The organism is Cellulomonas endometrii, from assembly GCF_949769265.1.
Classification (GTDB): Bacteria; Actinomycetota; Actinomycetes; order Actinomycetales; family Cellulomonadaceae; genus Cellulomonas; species Cellulomonas endometrii.
The window spans coordinates 1-22,818 of record NZ_CATKPC010000031.1 but is presented as its reverse complement, the minus strand read 5'-3'; the positions used below and the strand labels follow the sequence as shown (position 1 = coordinate 22,818).

Genomic DNA, 22,818 nt, shown 5'->3' with positions numbered 1-22,818 from the left:
TCCGTTGGATGTACTCGGCCTCCGCGTCCTGCTGGTTCGGGTTGACCTGGAACCGCTGGACGACCGCCGGGTAGATGCCGCCGATGACGACCGCGCCGACGACCATGAGCCCGACGCCGAGGGCGGGCTCCGCGTCGAGCGCGGCCTGGCCGGCCAGCTGCCGCCTGACGTGCTCGCCGCCGCGTCCGCCGACCCGCACCACCTGACCTCGGTCGAGCAGGAGGGGCTCCCGCCGAGCGACGACCTCGAGGGCCTGCTCGGCGCGATCGCGTGGCCCGACGGCGTCGACGGGGCGGCGCTGACCGTCGAGCGCATCGTGCTGCCGCCGGAGGCCGAGGAGGACCTGCCGCAGGACCCGGCCGCCGCGCTCGACGCGCTGCTCGCGCACCCGCAGCGGCAGGACGTGCGGCTCGCGGTCGGGGTGCTGCGCGACGGCACCTCGTGGTGCGCCGTCCGGCAGCGCGCGGCCGACCGTGACGAGGCCGTCGGCCAGGGGCCGGACGTGGTCCCGGGGCTGCTGGACGCGCTGCGGGCGACGTTCGCCTGAGCCGCCGGCCGGCGCTCGGCCCCTGAGAGCTCGCGAGTGCTCAGCCCCTGACTGCTCAGCCCGTGGTGACGTCCGCCGCCGTGCACGTCGGCAGGTCGTCCGCGGTTCCGGCGCCGATCGCCTCGACGGCCTCCCGGGCCTCGTGCAGCGTCGACACCTTGACGACCTGGAGGCCGTCGGGCACGTGGCCGACGACGTCGCCGCAGTTGCGCGCCGGCGCCAGGAACCAGTCGGCGCCGTCCCGCACCGCGCCGGCCATCTTCTGGCGGATCCCGCCGATCGGCCCGACCGCGCCGTCCAGGTCCATCGTGCCGGTGCCGGCGATGACCTGGCCCGCGGCCTCGTCCTCCGGCGTCAGCCGGTCGATGATCCCGAGCGCGAACATCGTGCCGGCGCTGGAGCCGCCGATCTCCTCGATCTGGATGCTGACGTCGACCGGCGGGTCGAACGTCGGGTCGATGTAGACCCCGAGCTGGCTGCCGCCGTCCTCGCGCTCGCCCGTGACGAGGTCGAGGTCGAGCTCGGTCCCGTCGCGCTGCACGCCGAGGGTGACGGGGCTGCCGGGCTCGGTCTCGTCGAGCAGGTCGATGAGCTGGCCGTACGAGGTCAGCGGCGTGCCGTCGAAGGTGAGCAGCACGTCCCCGGCCTCCACGACGCCGACCGCGCCGGTGCCCTCGACCGCGTCGTGCACCGTCAGGGTGACCGGCACCGTGTACCCGAGCTCCTCGAGCGCCGCGACGGTCGCGTTCTCCTGGGAGGACACCATCTGCGCCTGGGTCTGCTCGTCGAGCTGCTCCTGGGTCGCGTCCTGCGGGAACACCGCCTCGACCGGCAGGACCTGGCGGGACGGGTCGACCCAGCCGGCCAGGACGCCGAGCACGCTCGACGGGTAGCCCGGGCCGCCCGTCGTCGACACCGTGGTGAGCCGCAGCTCGCCGGTCGAGTCGAACGTCTCCGCGCCCTCGATGCTGATGAGGTCCGTGTCGTCGTGCGAACCGAGCGTGTCGAGCGTCGGCCCGGGCGAGTACACCGCGTACGGCACGGGCATGAGCAGCAGCACGACGAGCAGCACCGCCGCGAGCAGCATGCCGCCGGACAGGAGCGCCGCGCGCCGGGTCACCGGCTCGGCGCGGCGGTCCCCGTCCGAGGCCGCGCCGGGCGCGACGTCGGGAGCCGGGTCCGCCGTCCCGGGCGCGACGTCGGGCGCCGCGCCGGGCCGGGGGGCGGCGGACGGGTCCTGCGGGAGGTCGGGCTGGGCGTGCACCGGACGATCATGCCGCACCCGCCCGTGCGGGACCCGTGCGCCCTCAGCGAACCGCCGCCCGCGGCCTGGTGGACCCGCAGCCACCTGTGGTTACGGTGGCACCTCGACGAGCCTCGGGAGTCTTCGATGAGCACCGACGACCAGCGCCAGCCGGGCGACCCCTCCGGCGCCTCCGCCTGGGAGCAGATGCTGCGGCAGATGTTCGGCGACGAGGCCGACGAGGCCCTGCGCCAGATGCGCGAGCAGGGCCTGGACCCCGCCGAGATGGCCAAGGCGTCCGGCCTGCCCGACGACCCGGCCCTGGTGAACCAGGTCATCGCCCAGGTGCAGCGGATGCTCTCCGCGAGCGGCGACGGGCCCGTCAACTGGGACGTGGCGCACGACTACGCCCGGCAGGTCGCCGTCACCGGGGGTGACCCGTCGCTCAGCCCGGCCGAGGTCCGGCAGTCCACCGAGGCGCTGGGCGTCGCCGAGCTGTGGCTCGACGCCGCGACCGACCTGCCCCCGGCGGGCGGCCACGTGCGGGCGCTGTCCCGCTCCGAGTGGGTCGAGCAGACGCTGCCGACGTGGCGCACGCTCACCGAGCCGGTCGCGACGTCCATGTCGACCGCGCTGGCCGCGACGCTCGCGGACCAGCTGCCGGAGAGCATGGAGCTCCCCGCCGGTCTCGGGGCCGGCGGGCTGGACCCGGCGGCGATGATGCGGCAGCTCGGCGCCCTCGTGTTCGGCATGCAGGTCGGTCAGGCCGCGGGCTCCCTGTCCCGCGAGGCGTTCGGCCTGACCGACGCGGGCCTGCCGCTCGTCGCCGAGCCCGCGACCGCGCTCGTGCCGCGCAACGTCGCCGACTTCGCCGAGGGGCTCGACGTCCCGCTGGAGGAGGTGCGGCTGTTCCTCGCGCTGCGCGAGGCGGCGCACGCCCGCCTGTTCACGCACGTCACGTGGCTGCGCGGGCACCTGCTCGCGGCCGTCGACGCGTACGCCCGCGGCATCACCATCGACGTCGAGAGCCTCGAGGAGTCCGTGCGCTCCATCGACCCCACGGACCCGAGCGCACTGCAGGGCGCACTGTCGTCCGGGGTGTTCGCCCCGCAGAACACGCCGGAGCAGCGGGCGGTGCTCGTCCGCCTGGAGACGGCGCTGGCGCTCGTCGAGGGGTGGGTCGACGAGGTCACGGCGACCGCCGCCCTCCCGCACCTGCCGCACAGCGTCGCGCTGCGCGAGATGATCCGCCGCCGCCGTGCCGCGGGCGGGCCCGCCGAGCAGACGTTCGCGACGCTCGTCGGCCTGGAGCTGCGGCCGCGGCGGTCCCGCGACGCGGCCGCCCTCTGGGCGCGGATCGCGCGGGAGCAGGGCCCCGAGGCGCGCGACGCGGTCTGGGACCACCCGGACCTGCTGCCGACGGCCGAGGACCTCGACGACCCCGCCGGGTACGCCGCGCGCCGCGCGGCAGCGGAGGGCGAGCACGCGGACCTCGACAAGGCGCTGGCCGAGATCCTCGGCGACGACGACGGCACGCCCCCCGCCCCGGGCACCGACGACGACGGTCCCGCCCGGGGCTGACGCCGGTCAGCGCCTGAGCTCGGCGTCGACCACCGCCTGCAGCTCGTCGGCGGACGGCAGGGCCGCGCGGGCGTCCTCCGGCAACCCCTGGTAGTCGGCGACCGCCACCGGCGCCGCGGTCGACGCCAGCGCGTACCGGACGGCCGCGCCGCCCTTGCCCGTGCAGAGCAGGATGCCGACCGTCGGCGCGTGCACCGCAGGCCTTCGCAGCTCGCCGTCGACGGCCGCGACGTACGCGCCGAGCTGCCCGAGGTGCGCCGGGGTGAACGGGCCGACCTTGAGCTCGACGACGACGTACCTGAGCTGCTCGACGTGGAAGAGCAGCAGGTCGATCACGAACTCGTCGCCATCACCCAGCTGCAGCCGGAGCTGACGCCCCACCAGGGACATCCCCCGGCCCAGCTCCATCAGCGTGTCCTGCAGCCGGTCCATCAGCGCCTGCTCGACGTCGCGCTCACGACTCGTCCTCACCAGCGCGAGGTGCTCGAAGACGTACGGGTCCTTCACCAGCTGACGCGCGAGGTCCGAGTCCGCCGGGTCGAGCACCTGGTCGAAGTTCGTGGGCGCGGAGCCGACGGCCCCGCGGAGGTCGCCACCGATGTGGTGCTCCAGCACGGCGCGCGACCAGCCCTGATCCGCGGCGCGGGCGGCGTACCAGTCCCGGTCCTCGCGAGTGGGAAGACGGTCCAGGAGGACGGTGACGTGACCCCACGGCAGTCGTCCAACAGGCTGTTGGACGAACTCCGGTTCGCTCGGCCAGACGGCGGCCGCGCGTCGCATGTACATGAGGTTCGACCGCGACCACCCCCGCATCTCCGGGAACTCGCGTCGCAGGTCAGCGGCCAGCCGGTCGACGACCTTGCCGCCCCAGCCAGCCGTCCGCTGGCGCTCGAGGATGTCGCTCCCGATCGACCAGTAGAGCCGCAGCACCTCGGTGTTCGCGGCCCGCACCGCCCGGAGCTGCGCACTGCGCACCCGCGCCTTCAGCTGCTCGAGCAGGTCCCCGTAGCCGGCCGGCTCGACCGGCGCGTCCCCGTGCGTCTCCATCGGGTCATCCTGTCCGGCGCCCGGCACCACCCGGTGCCGCTGCGACACTCAGCAGGGGACCACTCAGCGGCGGCTCCTCCGCGACAACCGCGCTCAGCGGTCCTCGTCGACCTCGACCGCCTCGGTGTCCTCGTCGACCCCGGCCACGTCGTCCGCGCCGGTCCCGTCGACCGGGTCCTCCCCCGGGGCCCGCTCCGCGAACGAGTAGCCCTCGAGGAACCCGCGGGCCCGCTCGGTGCGCGGGTACGCCTCGAGCTCGGCCCAGAACTCCGGGCCGTGGCCCGCGTGCAGGAGGTGCGCCAGCTCGTGCAGCAGGACGTAGTCGGTGACCCACGACGGCATGCCGCGCAGGCGGTCCGAGATGCGGATGCTGCCGTCACCGACCGTGCAGGAGCCCCAGCGGCGGCCCTGGTTGCCGGACCACCGGACGCTGGACGGGACGGCCCGGCCGCCGAGGTAGCGCGACGAGAGCTCGGCGGCGCGCCGCACCAGCTGGTCGTCGGAGGGGCGGCGGCGCTGCTCCTGGGTCGCGAGCCGGTCGAGCATCCGCCGGACCCACTCCCGCTCCTGCGCGCGGGTGAAGCGCGCGGGGATCGCGACGACCGTGCGGCCGCCCTCGCGGTACGCGGTGACGGTCCGGGACCGGCGACGCGATCGGCGGACCTCGACCGGGCCCAGGCGCGGGTCGACCGTCCACCCGTCGTCGTCCCGGGGGCCGGCCGCACGCGCCGGCACGGTGGCGGGGGCGCCGGAGGGACGCGGGCCCGTCGCGGCGGAGGGCGCGCGGGAGGGGGCCGGGTCTCCCGGCGCCGGGTGGTGCTCCCTCGACGGCTGCACGCCCTGCACGGTAGCGGTTCACGCCCCTGAACACGGTGAACTTCTCCGCCGACGTGCGGCAGAACCCTCCCGAGCCCGGCGCCCGGCGTGGATACTGGGCCGGTCGCCGGGACGCGGCGGCACCCACCAGCACCTGAGGAGACAGACATGGCCGAGACCTACGCCGGCGAGTTCTACTGCGTGAAGTGCAAGGAGAAGCGCCAGGCCGAGGGTGACGTCGTCGTCTCCGAGTCGGGACGTCGGATGGCGAAGGCCGTCTGCCCCGTCTGCGGCACCAAGCTGAACCGCATCCTCGGCAAGGCCTGACGAGACCCGTCCTGTGGACGACGGGTCCCGCCCCCGTCCGACGTGCCACCGTGGTGACCGTCGACGGGACGGGGGTGGGACGCCGTGCAGCTCAAGCGAGGGCTCCGCGTGCTGCGACGCGCCGCGGACGAGGTGCAGGTCGGGACGGATCCCCGCTGGGCGGTGCGGATCCGGGGCCTGACCCCGGACCAGGCCGAGCGCCTGCTCGCCGCGGGTGACCGCGCTCTCGACGCGTCGCTGCCGCGCCCGGTGCTCGACGGGCTGGCGGCCGCCGGCCTGGTGCGCTCCCCGCGCGCCCGCCCGCCGCGCGTCGCCGCGCGGCTGGCCCCCGAGCTCCTGGCCGCCGACCTGACGTCCCGCGAGGGCGACGGGGTGGACGTGCTGCGCCGACGCGCGGGCGCCACCGTCGCGATCGCCGGGCTGGACCGCGTCGGCGTCGCGGTGGCCACGGCCCTCGCGGCGTCCGGTGTCGGGGCGCTCCTGCTGGACGACCCCCGTGCGGTGCGGCCCGGTGACGTGGGTGGCGGCGTGACCGCGGGCCACGTGGGGCTGCGCCGGGACCAGGTGGTGACGGAGCTGGTCCGCGCGCTCGCGCCGTCCCTGCGGGTACGCCGGCCCGGTCAGGCGTCGCCCGACGTGGTCGTCACCGTCGCGGCAGGCGCCACGGACCCCGGCACGGCTCTGGATCTGCTGGGGGCCGACGTCGCGCACCTGCCCGTCGTCGTGCGGGAGGCGGACGCGGCCGTCGGACCGTTCGTGGTCCCGGTGGCGCACTCACCGGCCGGGGCACCCCTGCCGTGCGTCCGGTGCGTCGACCTGCACCGGGCGGCCCTGGACCCCGCGTGGCCGGTGCTGCTCGCGCAGCTGACCGCCCGCGACCGTCCGGGAAGGCCCGCCGTGACGGGGCCCAGTTCCGTCCTCGCCGCGGTGGCCGGCGCCCTCGCCGCGGCCGAGGTGCTCGCGCACCTCGACGGTCACGCGCCCCGCACGCTCGGGGCCCAGTACGAGATCCCCCTGCCCGAGGCGGAGCCCCGGTTGCGCCGGTGGGCGGCGCACCCGGACTGCGGGTGCGCCGCCCTCGTGACGTGAGCCGTGTCAGGCCGCCGGGCTGGCGTCCTTGCGGGGCCGGCCGCGGCCGCGCTTGACGGCGACGACCTGACCTCCGACGAAGACCTCCCCGCCCCACACGCCCCACGGCTCCTGCCGCTCGACCGCCCCGGCGAGGCAGCCCTCGAGGAGCGGGCAGGTGCGGCAGAGCGCCTTGGCGCGCTCGACCTCGGCCGTGCGCTCGGCGAACCAGAGCTCCGGGTCGTTCGAGCGGCACGGGATGAGGCCGGCGACCAGCGCGTCGAACTGCACGTCGGCGACGGCGGTCGTCTCGGCGGGTGGCCAGGGGCCGGAACCGCCCTGGTTGACCGTGTCGAGCAGCGTCGTGAGCCGCACGATGTCCTCCTGATGACTTGCGGGTTGAGCGAGGTGGCGGTGGATCCGCGTCCTCGCTCCCCCCTTGCATCAAGGGCGGAAATGACGAGGGCCGCGGGATCCGGTGGACTCCGCGGCCTGGAAGAGATCGGTCATCGACTCAGATGACCGGTCCTCCTGGGACGGAGTCGGGGGCGACCGTGAGATCGCGTGCGCGCAGCCGGGTGGCGGCGCCGCCGAAGCCCGGGGTGATCCCGAGGCCACGGACGGCAGAGGGCGCAGTGGTCCCCTGGAACACGCCGGTGGTGGGTGCGGTGAACGGCGACGCGATCACGGAGATCCCGTTCTTCATGTTCTTCACAGCTGCCCACCTCCTTCTTCGTGTCGCCGACCGGCTGCTGGCGCAGCGTGGTCTTCCATCAGGACTCGTTCACCGTAGAGGTGCCCGGACGGGCCGCACAACCGAATAACCGAGAAAGTTCCGACGAGTTTCTGCCACGGCTCATCGCGGCCCGGGACGGGCGGCGCCGGGGCCGCACCACAGGTGCCGTTCAGCGCGCGCTCAGCGGCCGTGGGACCCGCGTCACACCGGACGGGGGCCGGTGCGCCGGGCTCAGCCCGCTGCTGCCTCCCCCGCAGCCGCCGGGCGGTGGCCCGCGACGAGGGCGAGGAGCTCGGGTCCGTACCGGTCGATCTTCGCGGGACCGATGCCCTGCACCCGCGCGAGCTCGGGGACGCTCGCGGGGCGGAGCTCGGCGATCGCGGACAGCGTCGCGTCGCCGAGCACCGTGTACGTCGGCTTGGACGTCCGCCGGGCGAGGTCCGCCCGCCAGGACTGCAGGGCGGACAGCAGCTCGGCGTCGACCTCGCCCGTGAGCCGCGGGACCGCGCGGGGGCGGCCGTCGCCGAACCGCGCCCGACCCTCCTGGGGCCACAGCCCGTCGAGGAACCGGGACCGGCGACGGGTGGCGCGCCCGCCCGGCGTGCGGGAGCGGCCGTAGGACAGCTCCAGGTGCTGCCGCGCGCGGGTGATGCCGACGTAGAGCAGGCGGCGCTCCTCGGCGATGTCGGCGGCGGTGTCCGCGGAGGCCCACGGCACCAGACCCTCGCTCAACCCCGTGAGGAACACCGCGTCCCACTCCAGGCCCTTGGCGGCGTGCAGGGACGCGAGCGTGACGCCCTCGACCGTCGGCGCGTGCTGCGCCGCGGCGCGCTCGTCCAGCTCGGCGACGAGGTCCGACACGGTGGCCCGCTTCCCCGCCCGCTCGGCGGCGGCGGCGACGTCGTCCCCGAGCGCCACGAGCGCGTTCATCGAGTCCCATCGCTCGCGTGCCGCACCGCGCGCGGCCGGCGGCTCGTCCGTCCAGCCCGCGGAGCGCAGCGCGTCCCGCACCGTCTCCTGCATCGGTGCGTCCGCGTCGGCGGCGACGGCGGCGCCACGCAGCCGGACGATCGCGTCCCGGACCTCCTTGCGGGCGAAGAACCGCTCGCCGCCGCGCAGGACGTAGCCGATGCCGATGCCCGCGAGCGCCTGCTCGAACGCCTCCGACTGCGAGTTCGTCCGGTACAGCACCGCGATCTCGCTGGGCCGGGTGCCCGCGGCGACGAGCCGCCCGATCCGGGTGGCGACGCCCGCGGCCTCCGCCTCGTCGTCGTCGTACACCGCGAACCGCACCGGCCCGCCGGACGGCCGCTGGGCGACGAGCTCGAGCGGCTCCCACCGGGCCGCGCGGTCCTTCGGCGCCCGGCGCAGCACCTCGTTCGCCAGCCCCACCACCTGCGGCGTGGACCGGTAGTCGCGGACCAGCCGCACGACCTGCGCCTTCGGGTGCTCGGCCGTGAACCGCGTGAGGTAGTGCGGCGTCGCGCCGGCGAACGAGTAGATGGTCTGGCTCGGGTCGCCGACCACGCACAGCTCGTCGCGGCCGCCGAGCCACTGCTCGAGCAGGAACTTCTGCAGCGGGGAGATGTCCTGGTACTCGTCGACCACGAACCGGCGGTACTGGCCGCGCACCTCGTCGGCCACGGCGCCGTTCTCGATGAGCATCCCGGCCAGCAGCCACAGGATGTCCTCCATGTCCATCACGCCACGGGCGTCCTTGGCGTCCTCGTACGCGGTGATGAGGCGGGCGACGGCGTGGTGGTCGTGGCCGGCGGGCGCGGGCCGGTCCGCGGCGGCGGCCGCGCGGACGTAGTCCTCCGAGGTGATCCGCGAGACCTTGGCCCACTCGATCTCGGACGCCAGGTCGCGGACCGACACGCGGTCGACGGACAGGCCGAGGCGGTGGCAGGCGTCGGCGACGACGGGCGCCTTCTGCGCGAGCACCTCCGGCACGGGACCGCCGACGACCTTCGGCCAGAAGTACCGCAGCTGCCGCAGCGCCGCGGAGTGGAACGTCCGGGCCTGCACGCCCGGGACGCCGAGGTCGCGGAGCCGGGTGCGCATCTCGCCCGCGGCGCGCGCGGTGAACGTCACGGCGAGCACGCTGGTCGGCGCGTACACGCCGGACTGGACCCCGTACGCGATGCGGTGGGTGATCGCGCGCGTCTTGCCGGTGCCGGCCCCCGCCAGGACGCAGACCGGCCCGGTGAGGGCGCGCGCGACCTCCCGCTGGTCCGGGTCCAGGGCGTCGAGAAGGGCGTCGGCGGAAGGCATCGCCCCGATCCTCGCACCCCGCACCGACACCCGTGACCGTCGTCCCCAGGCGGCCGGGCGAGCACCCGGCACGACGTCCCGCACTGTGACCGGTCGCGCACGCCGGGGCCGCGCGAGGGGGATGATCCTGCGGCGCCCGGGCGTTCACCCCGGTGCACGAGCACGACCGCACGACCGCACGACCCACCGAGCCAGAAGGCAGACGATGACGACCACGCAGGACCTGCCCGCCACGGGCACCGTGACGATGTACTCGACCACCTGGTGCGGCTACTGCCGGCGCCTGAAGACGCAGCTCGACTCCGCGGGCATCGCGTACACCGAGGTCGACATCGAGCAGCAGCCCGACGCCGCGGCGTTCGTCGAGCAGGTCAACGGCGGCAACCAGACCGTGCCGACCGTGCTGTTCCCGGACGGGTCCGCGGCGACGAACCCGTCCCTCGTCCAGGTCCGCGAGCGCCTCGGCGCCTGACGCGCCGCCGGGGCTCGCCCGCGCCGCTCAGCGCGTGCCGGGCGGGCCCTCGTCGACGGGGCCGGGCGCGGCGCGGCGCCCCTGCCGCCGGGTCCGTCCCGGGGCCTCCACGGACGCGACCGCCGCGGTCCGGTCGGGCTCGGCTGCGGCCGGCTGGGCTGCGGCCGCCCCGGCTTGGTCGGGCTCGGCTGCGGCCGGCTCGGCCGCCGCGGGCGTCGCGGCAGCGCGTCCCGTGACCGACCCGTCCGACGACGGCGTCCCCTCGGGCGGCACGGCACCGCGGCTCCAGCCGTCCCGCAGCGGGTCGCTCGGCAGCGGCTCGCCGAACCAGTCCTCGATGAGCGCGCGGGCGATCGAGGTCCCCGGCGGCAGCACCACCGCCCCGCTCGCGACCTCGGCCCGCAGCGTGTCGCGGTCGAACCACCGCGCGGCGCGCAGCTCGACGCCGTCGACGGTGATGTCGGTGGACAGCGCCCGGGCCCGGAACCCGAGCATCAGCGAGGCGGGGAACGGCCACGGCTGGCTGCCCCGGTACTCGACCTCGCCCACGACGACCGCCGACTCCTCGCGGACCTCGCGGCGGATGGCGTGCTCCACGGACTCCCCCGGCTCGACGAAGCCGGCGAGGGTCGAGAACCGGTGCTGCGGCCACGCCGCGGAGTTCGCGAGCAGCAGCCGGTCGTCGTCGTCGACCACGGCCATGATCACCGCGGGGTCCGTGCGGGGGTAGTGGTCCGAGCCGTCGACCGGGCACCGGCGGACCCAGCCGCTCGACACCGGCGTCGTCGCGGCACCGCAGCGCGGGCAGCGCGGGTTGCGGACGTGCCACTCGAACAGCGCGACCGCGGCGGTCGCGAGCCCGACGTCGCGGGCCGACAGGTCGTTGCCGACCTCGCGGAGCGGCGTCCAGTCGTCGCCCGCAGGCAGCGCGGCCGTCGCGCCCTCGGGTACGTGGTGCGCGACGTACGCCGGGCCGCCGGGCCGGGTCTCCGTGGGCGCGACGCCCGGGACCTGGTCGGCGTCGTCGTAGCCGAGGAACGCCCAGCGCTCCTCGAGCGACCCCGTCGGCGCGCGCAGCGCGGCCTCCTGGGGCGAGTACAGGGCCAGGCCGCGGCGGCGGCCGTTCCGGGAGCGGGTGACCACCCGCCCGCCGGAGACCAGCAGGACCCGGGTGGTGTCGTCGTCGAGCAGCGCGGCCAGCAGGTTCTCGTCACCGCGGAGGTCCGCGGCCCGGTCCGTGACCGTCCGCGACAGAGGGAGGTCGGAGGCGAACACGTCGCCACCGTACGCGCCGCGCGGCCCGGTCGCAGTCGGCGGCCGACGCCCGGACGCCCGCGGACGTGACACGCCCAGCGGGGCGGCGGACGGCCCTCGGCGTGTGCGGGTCCTACCCTGGGACGGTGCGTTCACCCCTCGCCCTCGCCGCCCTCGCGACCGTCGCCGTCCCCGGCTTCGACGCCCGTGAGGTGCGCCCGGGCGCGAGCGCGGGGGACGACGACGTCGCCCTGGTGACCGACGGCCAGCGCGGGCACTGGGTGGTGCGCGCGCCGCGCACCGCCGCCGCCGGGGCCGCCCTGGAGGCCGAGCTGGTGCTGCTGGCGTCGCTGGCCGAGCAGGTCGACGCCGGGCGGCTGCCGTTCGACGTGCCGCGGGTCGCCGGAGCGGCGCCGCTGGAGGAGGGCGGGCGCGTGGTCGTGCACCGCGAGCTGCCCGGCCGGCCCGTCGCGCTCGAGCACCTGGCGCCCGGCCCCGGGGTCGCGGCGTCCCTCGGGCGGTCGATCGCCGCGCTGCACGAGCTCCCGGTGGCCGTGGTCGAGGACGCCGGCCTGCCGGTGTACGACGCCGCCGCGTACCGCCAGCGCCGCCAGGCCGAGGTGGACGAGGCCGCGCGCACGGGCCGGGTGCCCGCGACGCTCCTGCGGCGCTGGGAGGAGCGGCTCGAGGACGTCTCCCTGTGGAAGTTCAGCCCGACCGTGGTGCACGGCGACCTGTCCGCCGACCACGTGCTGGTCGCCGAGGGCGCCGTGACCGGCATGGTCGCCTGGGGCGACGCCAAGGTCGCCGACCCCGCGGACGACCTCGCGTGGCTGCTGGTCGCCGCACCGCAGGACGCCGTCGACTCGATCATGGAGGCCTACCAGCTGCGTCGCACGGAGCTCACGGACCGGCACCTCGCCGACCGCGCGCTGCTCGCCGGCGAGCTCGCCCTGGCCCGCTGGCTCCTGTACGGGGTGCGGTCGGGCGACGACGAGGTGGTCGCGGACGCCGTGCAGATGCTCGACGAGCTCGACGAGCAGACCCGCGACGTCGCCGAGCCGGGCGCCACGCCGGTCTGAGCCACGCGGGTCCCGGCGCCGACGGGCTGAGCACCGCCGGCTGCAGCGGTTCCCGCACCCGCCGGCCTCTCGGGTCCGCTCACGCCTGGCCCCGCTCCGGTCAGTCGCGCCCGCCGGGCCGGGCCCCGGGCTCAGCGGTCGCCGCCAGCAGCAGCCGCTCGATCTCGTCGGCCTCGAGCAACCGCTCGGGACGCACGGTCCGCCCCGCGCCGACGTAGCAGAACGCCGCGCCGACCCGGTCCAGCGGCGTGCCGGTCCACCGGGACCACGCGAGCCGGTACACAGCCAGCTGGAGCTCCCGCACCGCGGTCGCCGCCGGGTCGGACGGCGGCGCGCCCGTCTTCCAGTCCACGACCACGACGGCCCCGGGCACACCCGGCCGGTCCGGGTCGGGGAACACGGCGTCGATCCGCGAGCGGAGCACGTAGCCGGCGACCGTCGTCTCGACGTCGACCTCGACGGCCGTCGGCACGAGCGAGGCCCAGGGCGTGGCGAGGAACGCGGCGCGCAGGGCCGCCTCGTCGGCGTCGACGGTCACGGAGTCGTCGTCCGCGCCGGGCAGGTCCTCGATGTCCACGAGCGTGGGCGCCCCGTAGAAGCCCTCGACCCACGCGTGGAACTGCGTCCCGCGACGCGCCTGCGGCGACGGGCGGTTCGGCACGGGCCGGCGGAGCGCGCGGGCGAACTCGCCGGCGTCGGCAGCCAGACGCACCACCGCCGACGCGGACAGGTGCGCCGGCAGCTCGACCTCCGAGCGGGGCCGCGACTCCGCCTCCCGCTCCGCGAGCAGCAGGTCGACCGTCCGGTCCCACGCCGTCGCGACCCGGGGGGCGTCCTCCACGGCGAGCGCGGCCCGCACGGCGGCCGCGGCCGCCTCCACCGCCGGCCGGCGGGACGGCGTCGCGTCCCCCGCACCGGCGAACGGGTCGACCGGCCACATCGCGGAGGCCTGCTCCTGGGTGCGCGGGTTCTCCACGCCGTCCTCGGGCTCCAGCGCCCAGGTCTCGACGCGCGCGAGCCCCGCCTCCACCACCTCGGTGAGGAACAGCGACGGCGGCCGGATGCGGCTGCCGTCCCCCCACCACGCACCGGTCAGGAGCAGCGCCGAGCGCGCCCGGGTGAACGCCACGTACGCGAGCCGGCGCTCCTCGGCCACCTGGTGGTCGCCGGCGTCCCGGAGGAACTGCTTGCGCCGCTCCTCCAGGTCCTTGGGTTCGGCGGCGCCCGCCACCTCGAGCTGCGGCAGGTCGTGCCGGTCCCCGCGCAGCGGGTAGGGCAGCTCGCCGAGCCCGGTCAGCCACGCCGAGTCGGTCGGGCCGTCCTTGCCCTGGGTCCGGGTCGCGGGCAGCCCGCCGTCCACGAGCCCGGCGACCGCGACGACGTCCCACTCGAGGCCCTTGGCGGCGTGCACGGTGATGAGCTGGACGGCGTCGGGGTCGGGCTCCGCGACGGGCATGTCGAGGCCGTGCTCGTGGGCGTCGGCGGACTCCAGCCACGCGAGGAAGCCGCCGAGCGTCGGGTCGTCCGTCGCGTCGGAGTACCGCACCGCGACCTCGCGGAAGGCGTCCAGGTGCGCGCGGGCGCGACCCGGGGCCAGCCCGGGGCGGGCGGCGACCTCGATGTCGAGCCCCCACAGCCGCTCGGCGTGCGCGACGAGCTCCGGCAGGGACAGGTAGGTGTGCTGGCGGATCGCGCGCAGCACCTCGCCGACCTCGACCACGCGCGCGAGGCCGGCGTCGGTCAGCCGGCGCCCGGAGGGGCTGGTCCAGCCGGGCGGGGGCGGGGCGTCCACGGCGTCGACGATGCTGCGCTCGTCCACGACGTCGGCGACGACCGGGGCAGCCACCGGGTCGGCCATCGCTGCCTCGCCCGTCGCGGCGGCGCTCGTCGCGGCATCGCCCGTCGCGGCGGCGCTCATCGGGGCGACGCTCATCGGGGCGACGCTCATCGGGGCATCGCCTGTCGCGGCGGCGTTCGTCGAGCCGGCGCCGGCGACCGTCCCCGCGGCCCGCTCCCGCGCGGCGGCGGCCGCCGCGCGCCGGTCCAGCCCCTGCGCGAGGTGCGCGGACCAGTCGGCGAGGGCGTGCAGGTCCGCGGCGCCGAGGCGGGTGCGCGCACCCGTGAGCAGGCGCATGAGCGCGTCGCCGCGCGACGGGTCGTGCGCCGCCTGCAGGAGCGCCACGACGTCGACCACCTCCGGCGTGGCGAGCAGACCGCCGAGCCCGACGACCTCGACCGGGAGGCCGGCCGCGCGCAGGGCGCGGTGCAGCACGGGGAACTGCGCGCGCTTGCGGCAGAGCACGGCGGCGGTCACGCGTGCCCCGCCGGGCGCCGGCGCGCCGCCCGCGACACCGGGGCCGCCCTCGGGACGCCACCGCGCGGCGACGAAGTCCGCGACGGCCTGCGCCTCCTCCTCCAACGTGGGGGCGAGGTGCGCGACGACGTCGCCCCGCCCGGCGCCGGGGCGGGCGGCGAGCGTGGGCAGCGCGACCTTCGCCCGGTCGGCGCGGCGCAGCGGGGCGGCGACGTGGTTCGCGGCGTCCAGCACGGCCACGTCGTTGCGCCAGGACGTGGACAGCGCGTAGACGGCGGCCGGCCGCCGGTCGCCGTCCTCGGCGACGTCCGGGAAGTCCGTCGGGAACCGCTCGAGGCCGCCCGCGCTGGCCCCGCGCCAGCCGTAGATGGACTGGTGCGGGTCGCCCACGGCCGTGACGGGGTGCCCCGCGCCGAACAGCGCCGACAGCAGGACGAGCTGCGCGTAGGAGGTGTCCTGGTACTCGTCGAGCAGCACGACCCGGAACCGGGCCCGCTCGCCCGCAGCCACCTCGGGGACGTCCCGCGCCAGGCGCGCGGCGATCGCCACCTGGTCGCCGAAGTCCAGGGCGTCGACCGCCCGCTTGCGGTCCCGGTACGCCGCGACGAGGTCGAGCATCCGCTGCCGCTCCCGCAGGGACCCCACGAGCTCGCGGACCTTCGCGTACGGGGCGCGCGGCGGCGTGCCGGGGGGCGTCTGCTCGATCGCGTCGACGATGTCGTCGATCCCGCGCCGCGCGCGGTCCGGGTCGAGCAGGTGCTCGTCGAGCGCGCCCGACAGCGTGAGCACCGCCTCGACGACGGTGGACACGGCGGCGGCGGAGTCCAGGTCGGCGGTCCAGGACTCGACGACCTCGCTCGCGAGCTGCCACTGCGCGGCCTCGCCGAGCAGGCGCGCGGCGGGCTCGACGCCGAGGCGCAGCCCGTGGTCGGCGACCAGCGACGCGGCGTAGGCGTTGTACGTCGAGATCGTCGGCCGGGCGACGGTGAGCAGCGCCGCGCCGCCGTCGGACGCGTCCTCCGCCACGGTCAGGCCCGGCAGGTGCACGCCCTCGGCCGCCGCGGCCCGCGCGAGGTGCCGCAGGCGGCGGCGGACGCGCTCCGCGAGCTCGCCCGCCGCCTTGCGGGTGAACGTGAGGCCGAGCACCTCCTCCGGCGCGACCAGCCCGTTCGCGAGCAGCCACACGACGCGGGCGGCCATCGTCTCGGTCTTGCCCGACCCGGCGCCGGCGACCACCAGGGCGGGCCGCAGCGGCGACTCGATGACCGCGACCTGCTCGTCGGTCGGGAGGTCGCGACGCAGCAGCCGGGCGATGTCCTGGGCGGACAGCACCGCGGTGGCGGCCACGGGCACGACGGGCACGGTCATCCGGCCACCACCTGCCCGCCCTCGTCCCGCAGCGGGCAGGACCGGCGCACGGGGCACCGGTCGCACAGCGCGTTGACGGTCGCGGGGAACGCCGCGGCGGCCATCCGCTCCGCGACCTCCTCGATGTGGGTGCGCGCCCAGGACGGCGCGTCCGGGGACTCGGGCCCGAGCGCCGGCTGCTCCCGCAGCGCCGCCTTCGCCTTGTTGACGTCGGAGACGAACACGAGCTGCGCGCCCGCGCTCCGCGCCCCGGCGGGCAGCCCCTCGACCGCCCCGGCGTCGACGGCGAGCTGGTAGGCGCCCAGCTGCGGGTTGGTGGTGGCCTCCTGCGCCGACGGCGCGGTGCGGCCGGTCTTGAGGTCGACGACGCGCACGGGCGTCCCGCCGGCCGGGTCGTCGTCGCCCGCCCGCTCGACGCGGTCCAGGCTGCCGCGCACGACCGCCCGGTCCAGGGCGAGCTCGAACCGGGCCTCGATCGCCAGCGGCTCCCCCGCCTGCGCGAGGTAGTCGGCGAGCCGGCCGACCATCGCCTCGGCGCGGCGGCGCTCCAGGGTCGCGGGCCAGCCGTGACCGAGCCCGAGCTCCGGCCAGCGGCGGTCCAGCTCGGCCAGCAGCTCCTCCCGGCCGCCGCGCGGGAAGGCCTGCGCGAGGGCGTGCACCAGCGTGCCGAGCGACTGCCGCGCGCTGCTGGGCGCCGTCCCGCCGGCGGCCTCGAGCGCCCACCGCAGGGTGCAGGTCCCCGCGGTTTCGACCCGCGACGGCGAGACCGGCACGCGGTCCCCGGGACCCCAGAGCGGCTCGTCGGTCGACGGGTCCGCGAGGCCGTGCCACTCCGCCGGGTCCGCGCCGGGGACGCCCTCGCGGGCGAGGCGCGCCAGCACGGCCGCGGCCGCGGGGTCGGCGGCGCCCAGGCGGGCGGTGTGCTCGACGCGCGCCCGGAGCTGCGCCACCAGCCCGCGCAGGTCGAGCGGCGCGGGCGACGACGTCCGGCGGGGGTCGTCGTCCTCGTCGTTCGGCTCCACCAGGTCCAGGAACGGCGACGGCTGGTCGTCCTCGTCCGACACCGCGGTGACGAGCAGCACGCGGCGGGCGCGGGACACGGCCACGTGGAACGACCGCAGCTCGTCCGCGAGCACCGCCGCCCGCGCCGCCGCACCCGCCTGCGCCTGGGCGTGCGCCTGCGCCTCGGCGTCGGCGTGCCGGGGCCCGCCGCGGCCGGCGAGCACGTCGACCAGCGCCTGCGAGCCGAGCAGCGAGTCGCGGAGCCGCAGGTCGGGCCACACGCCCTCCTGCACGCCGGCGACCGCGACGACGTCCCACTCGCGGCCGGCGGCACCCGCGGGCGTCAGCACGGACACCGCGTCCCGGCGGGCGCGCGCCGCGATCGTGTCGGACGGCAGCTCCTGGGCCTCGACCCACTCGAGGAACGCCGCGGCGCGGGCCTGGGGCATGCGGTCCACGAACGTCTCCGCCGCGCGGAACAGCGCGAGCACGGCGTCCAGGTCGCGGTCCGCGCGCGCCCCACCGGGGCCGCCCGCGAGCGCGGACCGGCGCCACGGCTCCGCGAGCCCGGACGCGTCCCACAGCGCCCACAGCACCGTCTGGGCGTCCGCCCCGGGCACCGCCGCCGCGGCCCGGCCCTCCGCGAGCACGGTGGCCAGCCGGCCGACCCCGCGGCGCAGGGCCGGGGGCAGCACCGACGCGGCCGACGGCGCCGCGAGCACCTCGACCAGCAGCTCGTCGCTCGGCCGGCCGCCGCCGGCGACCTCCTCCGCACGCAGGGTGCGGCGCAGCCGGCGCAGGCTCACCGCGTCCAGCCCGCCCAGCGGCGAGCAGCACAGCCGCGCGGCGAGCTCCGCGTCCAGCTCGGCGCCGCCCGCCTCCGGCCCGAGGGCGCAGCGCAGGGCGTCGAGCAGCGGCCGGACGGCCGGCTCGTCGCGCAGGGGGACGTCGCTGCCCACCACCGCGACGGGCACCTCGGCCGCCCCGAGCGAGCGACGCAGCGCGGTCACCTGCGCGCCGGACCGGGCGATCACCGCCATCCGGTCCCACGGGGTGCCGTCCTCCAGGTGCGCCCGGCGCAGGGCGTGCGCGATCCAGGCGGCCTCCTGCGCCGCGCTGGGCAGCACGGCCGCGCGCACGACGTCGGCCGGGGCGCCCGATGCCGCGTCACGGTCTCGGGCGGCGGGCACGCCCACCGGCGGCGCCACGTCGTGCGCCACGGGGAGCGCGCGACGGTGCGCCGCACCCCCCACGACCGCGATCCGCTCGGCCACCCGCGCCGCGACCGTCCGGACCGCGGGCCCGTGCCGCCGGACGCCGTCCAGCACCAGGCGGGTCGCCCCCAGCTCGCCCGGCCCGTCACCGGCCACGTCCGCCCGGCCGACCAGCGCCGGCGTCGCGCCGCGGAACGTCTGCACGGCGGCGTCCGGGTCGGCGAGCAGCAGCAGGCGGGCGCCGTGGTCCTGGAGCACGCGCAGGAGCCGGGCCGTGGCCTCGGTCGCCTCCTGGTAGTCGTCCACCACCACGACGCGCCACCGCGGGCGCGGGTGCCCGGGGAGCTCCGTGTCCCACGCCCGCAGCGCCTCCGCGGCCTCCTCGACGACCACGGCCGGGTCGTGCCGCGCGCCCGCGTCGGGCGTGCCGGACCGCAGCGTCGTGACGTCGAGGTACTCCTGGTAGAGCACGGCGGCGGACACCCACTCCGGGCGGTGGTACCGCTCGCCGAGCAGCGCGAGGTCCTCCGGCGCCAGCCCGCGCTCCGAGGCCCGCATGATGAGGTCGCGCAGCTCGCCGCGGAACGACCGCAGGGTGAGCGCCTCCTCCGGGACGCCGGCCGACCAGCGCAGCGGCACGCCCTCCCCGGCGGCGTGCCCCGCCAGCAGCTCGGCGAGCGCCAGGTCCTGCTCCGGCCCGGAGATGAGGGTGGGCGGCGGCTCGCCCACCAGCGCGGCGCGGGCGCGCAGCACCGCGAACGCCGCCGACGCCGCGGTCCGCACCATCGCCTGCCCCGTGGTCCGGCGGACGCGCGCACCGATCCGGTCCCGGAGCTCGGCGGCGGCGCGCCGGGACGCCGCCAGCACCAGCACCTCGTCCGGGGCCGGGCGGTCCGGCGCGGGGAACAACGCCTCCTCGTCCTCGCCCAGCAGCGCGGCGACCGCCTCGACCGCCAGCAGCGTCTTGCCCGTGCCCGCCGCGCCGACCGCGAGCAGCGCCCGGTCGGTGCCCGTGACCAGCCGGTCCACGACCGCGCGCTGGTCCGCGCCCAGGCGCACGAGCTCCGGCGCGTCCGCCAGCGCGGGACGCACCAGGCGCAGCGCGCCGGCAGGCTGCGCGGCGGTGGCGGTCGGGTTCACGACAGCGATCCCATCACACGGCACCGACATCGCCGGACGGGTCCACCGGCCGTCGGTCCTCACCCGCGGACCGCCGGATGACCGGGGCCCGCCCTGGCTATCATCGCCCGATGGACCAGCCCCCCGCCGGCCGCGGACGCCCGGTGCGCATGCCTCGCGCGCTGCGCCGGGCGCAGGTGCTCCGGATCGCCCAGGAGCTGTTCACCTCCGAGGGCTTCCACCACGTCTCGATGGACGACATCGCGGACCGCGCCGAGGTGAGCAAGCCGGTCCTCTACCGGCACTTCCCGTCCAAGCTGGACCTGTACCTGACCGTCGTCGACGCCCGCGGCGACGAGCTGCTGTCCGCGGTGGACGCCGCCGTGGCGACCCACCCGCCGGGCGAGGTCCGGCCGCACGACGCCCGCGCCATCGTCACCGGGGTCGTCCGCGCGTACCTGGACTTCGTGGACGGCGCCGGGGAGTCCTCCGCCCTGCTGTTCGAGTCGGACGTCCGGCACGACCTGGAGGTGCGGGCCCGCGTCGAGCGCGCGACCGAGGCCGTGACGCGACGCCTGCAGGCCGTGCTGACCGACGTCGGGGGCGTCCCCGCGGAGACGTCGGCCGTGCTCGCGCCTGCCGTCGCGGCGATGGCCCAGGCCGCGGCGACGCGCCGGCTCCGCACCCCGCGCACCGAGCCCGCCCGGGACACCGCCGGGCTGGTCGCCCGGCTGGCGTGGGGCGGCGTGGCGGACTTCGTCCCCCGTCAGGACGAGCCGGACGAGCCCGCCGAGTCGGCCGAGGGCGAACGCGGCCCCCTGGGCGGACCTGCGGGCGCGCGCCCGGCCTAGGATGACCGGGCACGAGCCGGACGAGCGAGGAGACGACGAAGCGTGGACATCACGATCGGTGTGCAGAACCTGCCGCGCGAGCTGGTGATCGAGTCGGACCAGACCGCCGACGAGGTCACCGCCGCCGTCACCGCGGCCCTGACCGGCAAGCCGGTCCTCGAGCTGGTCGACACCCGCGGGCGGCGCGTCGTCGTCCCGTCGGCGTCGATCGGCTACGTCGAGATCGGCACGGAGTCGAAGGGCCGGGTCGGCTTCGGCGCGATCTGAGCCTGCCGCACCCCCGACGCAGCGACGCCCCGCACCGGACCGGTGCGGGGCGTCGTCGTCTGCGCGGCCGACGCGTCAGGCCGTGAGGCCGAGGCGGGACATCCGCCGCGTGTGCTCCGCCGTCAGCTCGCCGAAGAGCTTGCCGGCGGCCGCGGGATCCGCCTGGGGGGTCTCGCCCCCGGCCGTCGTCTGCTCCGCGGCCACGGCACCGGCCTCCGCCTCGCCCCGCCGGACGACCAGGCGCCCGAGACCGGGGTGCGCGGACATCGCCTGCTGGACGACGCCGAGCGCCTCGCCGACGAGCCGCCGGCCCCACAGGGCGAGCCGGGACACGAGCACCTCGTCCTGCGCGCCCGCCGCCTCGAGCTCGCCGACCGCGAGGTCCTCGTGCGCCGCGTCGTCCAGGACCTCGAGCAGCAGGGTGCGGGACCGCTCGTCCACGGTGGCGGCGGCGATCCGGCAGAAGTCGTCGGACACGCCGTCGGTCACGTACGACCGCAGCAGGCGCTCCCACCAGGTGCTCGGCTGCGTGCGGGAGTCGAAGTCCTCCATGAGCCGCGCGTAGGCACCGAGGCTCCGGTCGGCGTCCCCGCCGAGCTCGACGACGCGCGCCAGGACGCGGTCCCGGCGGTCGACGGCCGCCGCGGCGAGCCGGCTCAGCTCGAGCTGCTGGGCGGTGGTGGGGGCCACGCGCGCGTCCTCGGCGAGCCGGCCGAACGCGACGTGCTGGAGGTGGGCGACCAGCCCCAGCAGCTCGACGGTGTCGGCGGCGGCGTCGACGGTCGGGGTGCGCGGCTGGGCGTCGGGAGCGGCCTCGGTCATCCGCCGATCGTAGCGCCGCGGCACCGCACGGACCGTCCCGCGCGGCGCCCGGCTAGCATGGTCGTCAGCACAGGGACCCGGACGCGACCTGGAGGCGGGGAGGCGCGTCGCTCCGCCTCGCACACCCGGAGGGTCCCTCTCGTGTCCGCCCTGAACGCCTACGGGCGCCTGTTCCGCCTGGCCGGCCCCGCGTACGTCCTCGTCGCCTTCCTGGGCCGCCTGCCCATGGCGATGGCCCAGCTCGGCGCCCTGCTCCTCGTCTCGACCGCGACCGGTACCTACGGGCTCGGCGGCCTGGCCGCGGGCGCGCTCGCCGTCGCGAACGCCGTCGGGGCGCCCGTCGCCGGTGGCCTCGCCGACCGGTACGGGCAGCGTCCCGTGGTGCTGGTGCAGTCCCTCGCGGGAGCCGCGTCCCTCGCGCTCCTCACCGTGCTGGCCCAGCAGGACGCCGGCGGCGCCGCGCTGGTGGCCGTCTCCGCCGTCACCGGTCTCGCGATGCCGCAGGTCGGGCCGCTCGCCCGGGTGCGCTGGCGGCCCATCACCGCCGGCACCGGCGCCGAGCAGCGCCGCCTGGTGGACGCCGCGTTCTCCTACGAGGGCGCCGTCGACGAGGCCTCGTTCGCGATCGGCCCGGCGCTCGTCGGCGTCGTCGCCGTGGCGCTGTCCCCCGCCGGCGCGCTGGTCACGGCGGCCGCGCTGCTCGCGGTGTTCGGCACGGCGTTCGCCCTGCACCCGACCGCCCGGCGCACCGCCACGGGCCCCCACGTCCGGCCCACGGGGCGTCTGGTCACGCCGGCGTTCGCGGTGCTGATCGTCGCGCAGTCCGCCGTCGGCGTGCTGTTCGGCGCGACCCAGACGGGCACCACGGTGCTCGCCACCCAGGCCGGGCAGCCCGGGCTGGCCGGCCTCATCCACGCCGTGCTCGGAGTCGGCAGCGCCGCCGCGGGCATCGGCACGGCGTTCATCCCCGCGCGGATCGGGCACGAGCGGCGGGTCCTGGTGGCGGCCGCCGCGATGGTCGCCCTGTCGTGGCCGCTGCTGCTGGTCGGCACGCTCCCCGCCCTGACGGCGGCCGTCGCGGTGCTCGGGTTCGCCATCGCGCCGTACATGATCGGCGTCTTCTCGCTGGGCGAGCGCGTGGTCCCCGCCGGTCGGACCGGGGCCGCGATGACCGCCCTGGCGAGCGCGACGGGCGTCGGGTACGCGCTCGGCTCGAGCGTCGCCGGGCGGCTCGCCGACCTGTCGGGGCACCGCGCCGCGTTCGCCGTGACGGTGTGCGCCACCGTGCTCGCGCTGACCCTCGCGGCCACGCAGCAGCGGCGGCTGACGGCGGCGGTGCACGCCGCGCAGGTGGCGACGGACGCCGCGGCACCCGCGACCGTGCCCGCCGCGTAGGGCCCGCCCACCCCGCCGC

20 protein-coding genes are annotated in these 22,818 nt (G+C 77.3%); 9 read left to right on the top strand and 11 right to left on the bottom strand.

The features are described from left to right. On the bottom strand, positions 1-199 hold a 199-nt coding region (locus QNH85_RS19975), incomplete at its 3' end, for a UPF0182 family protein (protein WP_346016353.1). Between QNH85_RS19975 and QNH85_RS19500 the strand changes: the two genes are divergently transcribed. Next, positions 170-547 (top strand): PPA1309 family protein, encoded by a 378-nt coding sequence (locus QNH85_RS19500; RefSeq protein WP_346016352.1) that lies wholly within the window; start codon positions 170-172, stop codon positions 545-547. The two genes, QNH85_RS19975 and QNH85_RS19500, sit on opposite strands and share 30 nt — an antisense overlap. Positions 548-602: 55 nt before the next feature. On the opposite strand, the gene QNH85_RS19495 is transcribed toward QNH85_RS19500, so the two are convergent. Continuing rightward, positions 603-1,811, bottom strand: coding sequence for a YlbL family protein (locus QNH85_RS19495; RefSeq protein WP_282949067.1), 1,209 nt, complete (start codon positions 1,809-1,811; stop codon positions 603-605). A gap of 126 nt (positions 1,812-1,937) precedes the next feature. Between QNH85_RS19495 and QNH85_RS19490 the strand changes: the two genes are divergently transcribed. Next, a complete protein-coding gene (locus tag QNH85_RS19490) occupies positions 1,938-3,371 on the top strand; it encodes a zinc-dependent metalloprotease (RefSeq protein WP_282949066.1) in 1,434 nt (477 codons plus the stop codon). Between the two features lie 6 nt (positions 3,372-3,377). Here the strand turns inward: QNH85_RS19490 and QNH85_RS19485 are convergent, their stop codons facing one another. Beyond that, complete coding sequence (locus QNH85_RS19485; RefSeq protein ID WP_282949064.1) at positions 3,378-4,418, bottom strand: PDDEXK nuclease domain-containing protein; 1,041 nt, start codon at positions 4,416-4,418, stop codon at positions 3,378-3,380. Between the two features lie 93 nt (positions 4,419-4,511). Then, positions 4,512-5,096: a YgjP-like metallopeptidase domain-containing protein gene (locus QNH85_RS19480; RefSeq protein ID WP_282949069.1), complete on the bottom strand. Its 585-nt coding sequence runs from the start codon at positions 5,094-5,096 to the stop codon at positions 4,512-4,514. A 306-nt stretch (positions 5,097-5,402) separates the two neighbouring features. On the opposite strand from QNH85_RS19480, the gene QNH85_RS19475 reads away from it, so the two are divergent. Together QNH85_RS19475 and QNH85_RS19470 are read left to right on the top strand one after the other, a co-directional pair. Next, entirely contained in the window at positions 5,403-5,561 is a 159-nt protein-coding gene (locus tag QNH85_RS19475; protein WP_146844118.1) for a DUF5679 domain-containing protein, read from the top strand. An 84-nt stretch (positions 5,562-5,645) separates the two neighbouring features. After that, positions 5,646-6,650 (top strand): thiamine biosynthesis protein ThiF, encoded by a 1,005-nt coding sequence (locus QNH85_RS19470; protein WP_282949059.1) that lies wholly within the window; start codon positions 5,646-5,648, stop codon positions 6,648-6,650. 6 nt (positions 6,651-6,656) lie between these two features. Here the strand turns inward: QNH85_RS19470 and QNH85_RS19465 are convergent, their stop codons facing one another. The 3 genes from QNH85_RS19465 to QNH85_RS19455 form a co-directional block, all read right to left on the bottom strand. Continuing rightward, positions 6,657-7,004 (bottom strand): WhiB family transcriptional regulator, encoded by a 348-nt coding sequence (locus QNH85_RS19465; RefSeq protein ID WP_213281000.1) that lies wholly within the window; start codon positions 7,002-7,004, stop codon positions 6,657-6,659. A 139-nt stretch (positions 7,005-7,143) separates the two neighbouring features. Next, positions 7,144-7,344, bottom strand: coding sequence for a hypothetical protein (locus tag QNH85_RS19460; protein ID WP_282949057.1), 201 nt, complete (start codon positions 7,342-7,344; stop codon positions 7,144-7,146). 252 nt (positions 7,345-7,596) lie between these two features. Then, complete coding sequence (locus QNH85_RS19455) at positions 7,597-9,639, bottom strand: ATP-dependent helicase (RefSeq protein WP_282949055.1); 2,043 nt, start codon at positions 9,637-9,639, stop codon at positions 7,597-7,599. A 205-nt stretch (positions 9,640-9,844) separates the two neighbouring features. On the opposite strand from QNH85_RS19455, the gene QNH85_RS19450 reads away from it, so the two are divergent. Beyond that, complete coding sequence (locus tag QNH85_RS19450) at positions 9,845-10,111, top strand: mycoredoxin (protein ID WP_213280997.1); 267 nt, start codon at positions 9,845-9,847, stop codon at positions 10,109-10,111. 27 nt (positions 10,112-10,138) lie between these two features. On the opposite strand, the gene nudC is transcribed toward QNH85_RS19450, so the two are convergent. Then, on the bottom strand, positions 10,139-11,386 hold the full coding sequence (gene nudC / locus QNH85_RS19445; RefSeq protein WP_346016351.1) for an NAD(+) diphosphatase: 1,248 nt from the start codon (positions 11,384-11,386) through the stop codon (positions 10,139-10,141). A 125-nt stretch (positions 11,387-11,511) separates the two neighbouring features. On the opposite strand from nudC, the gene QNH85_RS19440 reads away from it, so the two are divergent. Then, positions 11,512-12,447, top strand: a complete 936-nt coding sequence (locus tag QNH85_RS19440) for a phosphotransferase (RefSeq protein WP_282949053.1) — start codon at positions 11,512-11,514, stop codon at positions 12,445-12,447. Positions 12,448-12,547: 100 nt separating this feature from the next. Here the strand turns inward: QNH85_RS19440 and QNH85_RS19435 are convergent, their stop codons facing one another. Continuing rightward, complete coding sequence (locus QNH85_RS19435; protein ID WP_282949051.1) at positions 12,548-16,129, bottom strand: ATP-dependent helicase; 3,582 nt, start codon at positions 16,127-16,129, stop codon at positions 12,548-12,550. After that, a complete protein-coding gene (locus QNH85_RS19430; protein ID WP_282949049.1) occupies positions 16,126-19,485 on the bottom strand; it encodes an ATP-dependent helicase in 3,360 nt (1,119 codons plus the stop codon). The genes QNH85_RS19435 and QNH85_RS19430 overlap by 4 nt, the downstream gene beginning before the upstream one ends. Positions 19,486-19,595: 110 nt before the next feature. Here QNH85_RS19430 and QNH85_RS19425 point away from each other — a divergent pair, with 110 nt between their 5' ends. Further along, a complete protein-coding gene (locus QNH85_RS19425) occupies positions 19,596-20,315 on the top strand; it encodes a TetR/AcrR family transcriptional regulator (protein ID WP_282949047.1) in 720 nt (239 codons plus the stop codon). 42 nt (positions 20,316-20,357) lie between these two features. Beyond that, positions 20,358-20,582, top strand: a complete 225-nt coding sequence (locus QNH85_RS19420; protein ID WP_146840067.1) for a DUF3107 domain-containing protein — start codon at positions 20,358-20,360, stop codon at positions 20,580-20,582. Positions 20,583-20,657: 75 nt separating this feature from the next. On the opposite strand, the gene QNH85_RS19415 is transcribed toward QNH85_RS19420, so the two are convergent. After that, complete coding sequence (locus QNH85_RS19415; RefSeq protein ID WP_282949046.1) at positions 20,658-21,404, bottom strand: ferritin-like fold-containing protein; 747 nt, start codon at positions 21,402-21,404, stop codon at positions 20,658-20,660. A 141-nt stretch (positions 21,405-21,545) separates the two neighbouring features. Here QNH85_RS19415 and QNH85_RS19410 point away from each other — a divergent pair, with 141 nt between their 5' ends. Beyond that, positions 21,546-22,799 (top strand): MFS transporter, encoded by a 1,254-nt coding sequence (locus QNH85_RS19410; RefSeq protein ID WP_282949044.1) that lies wholly within the window; start codon positions 21,546-21,548, stop codon positions 22,797-22,799. The last annotated feature ends 19 nt before the right edge of the window (positions 22,800-22,818 follow it).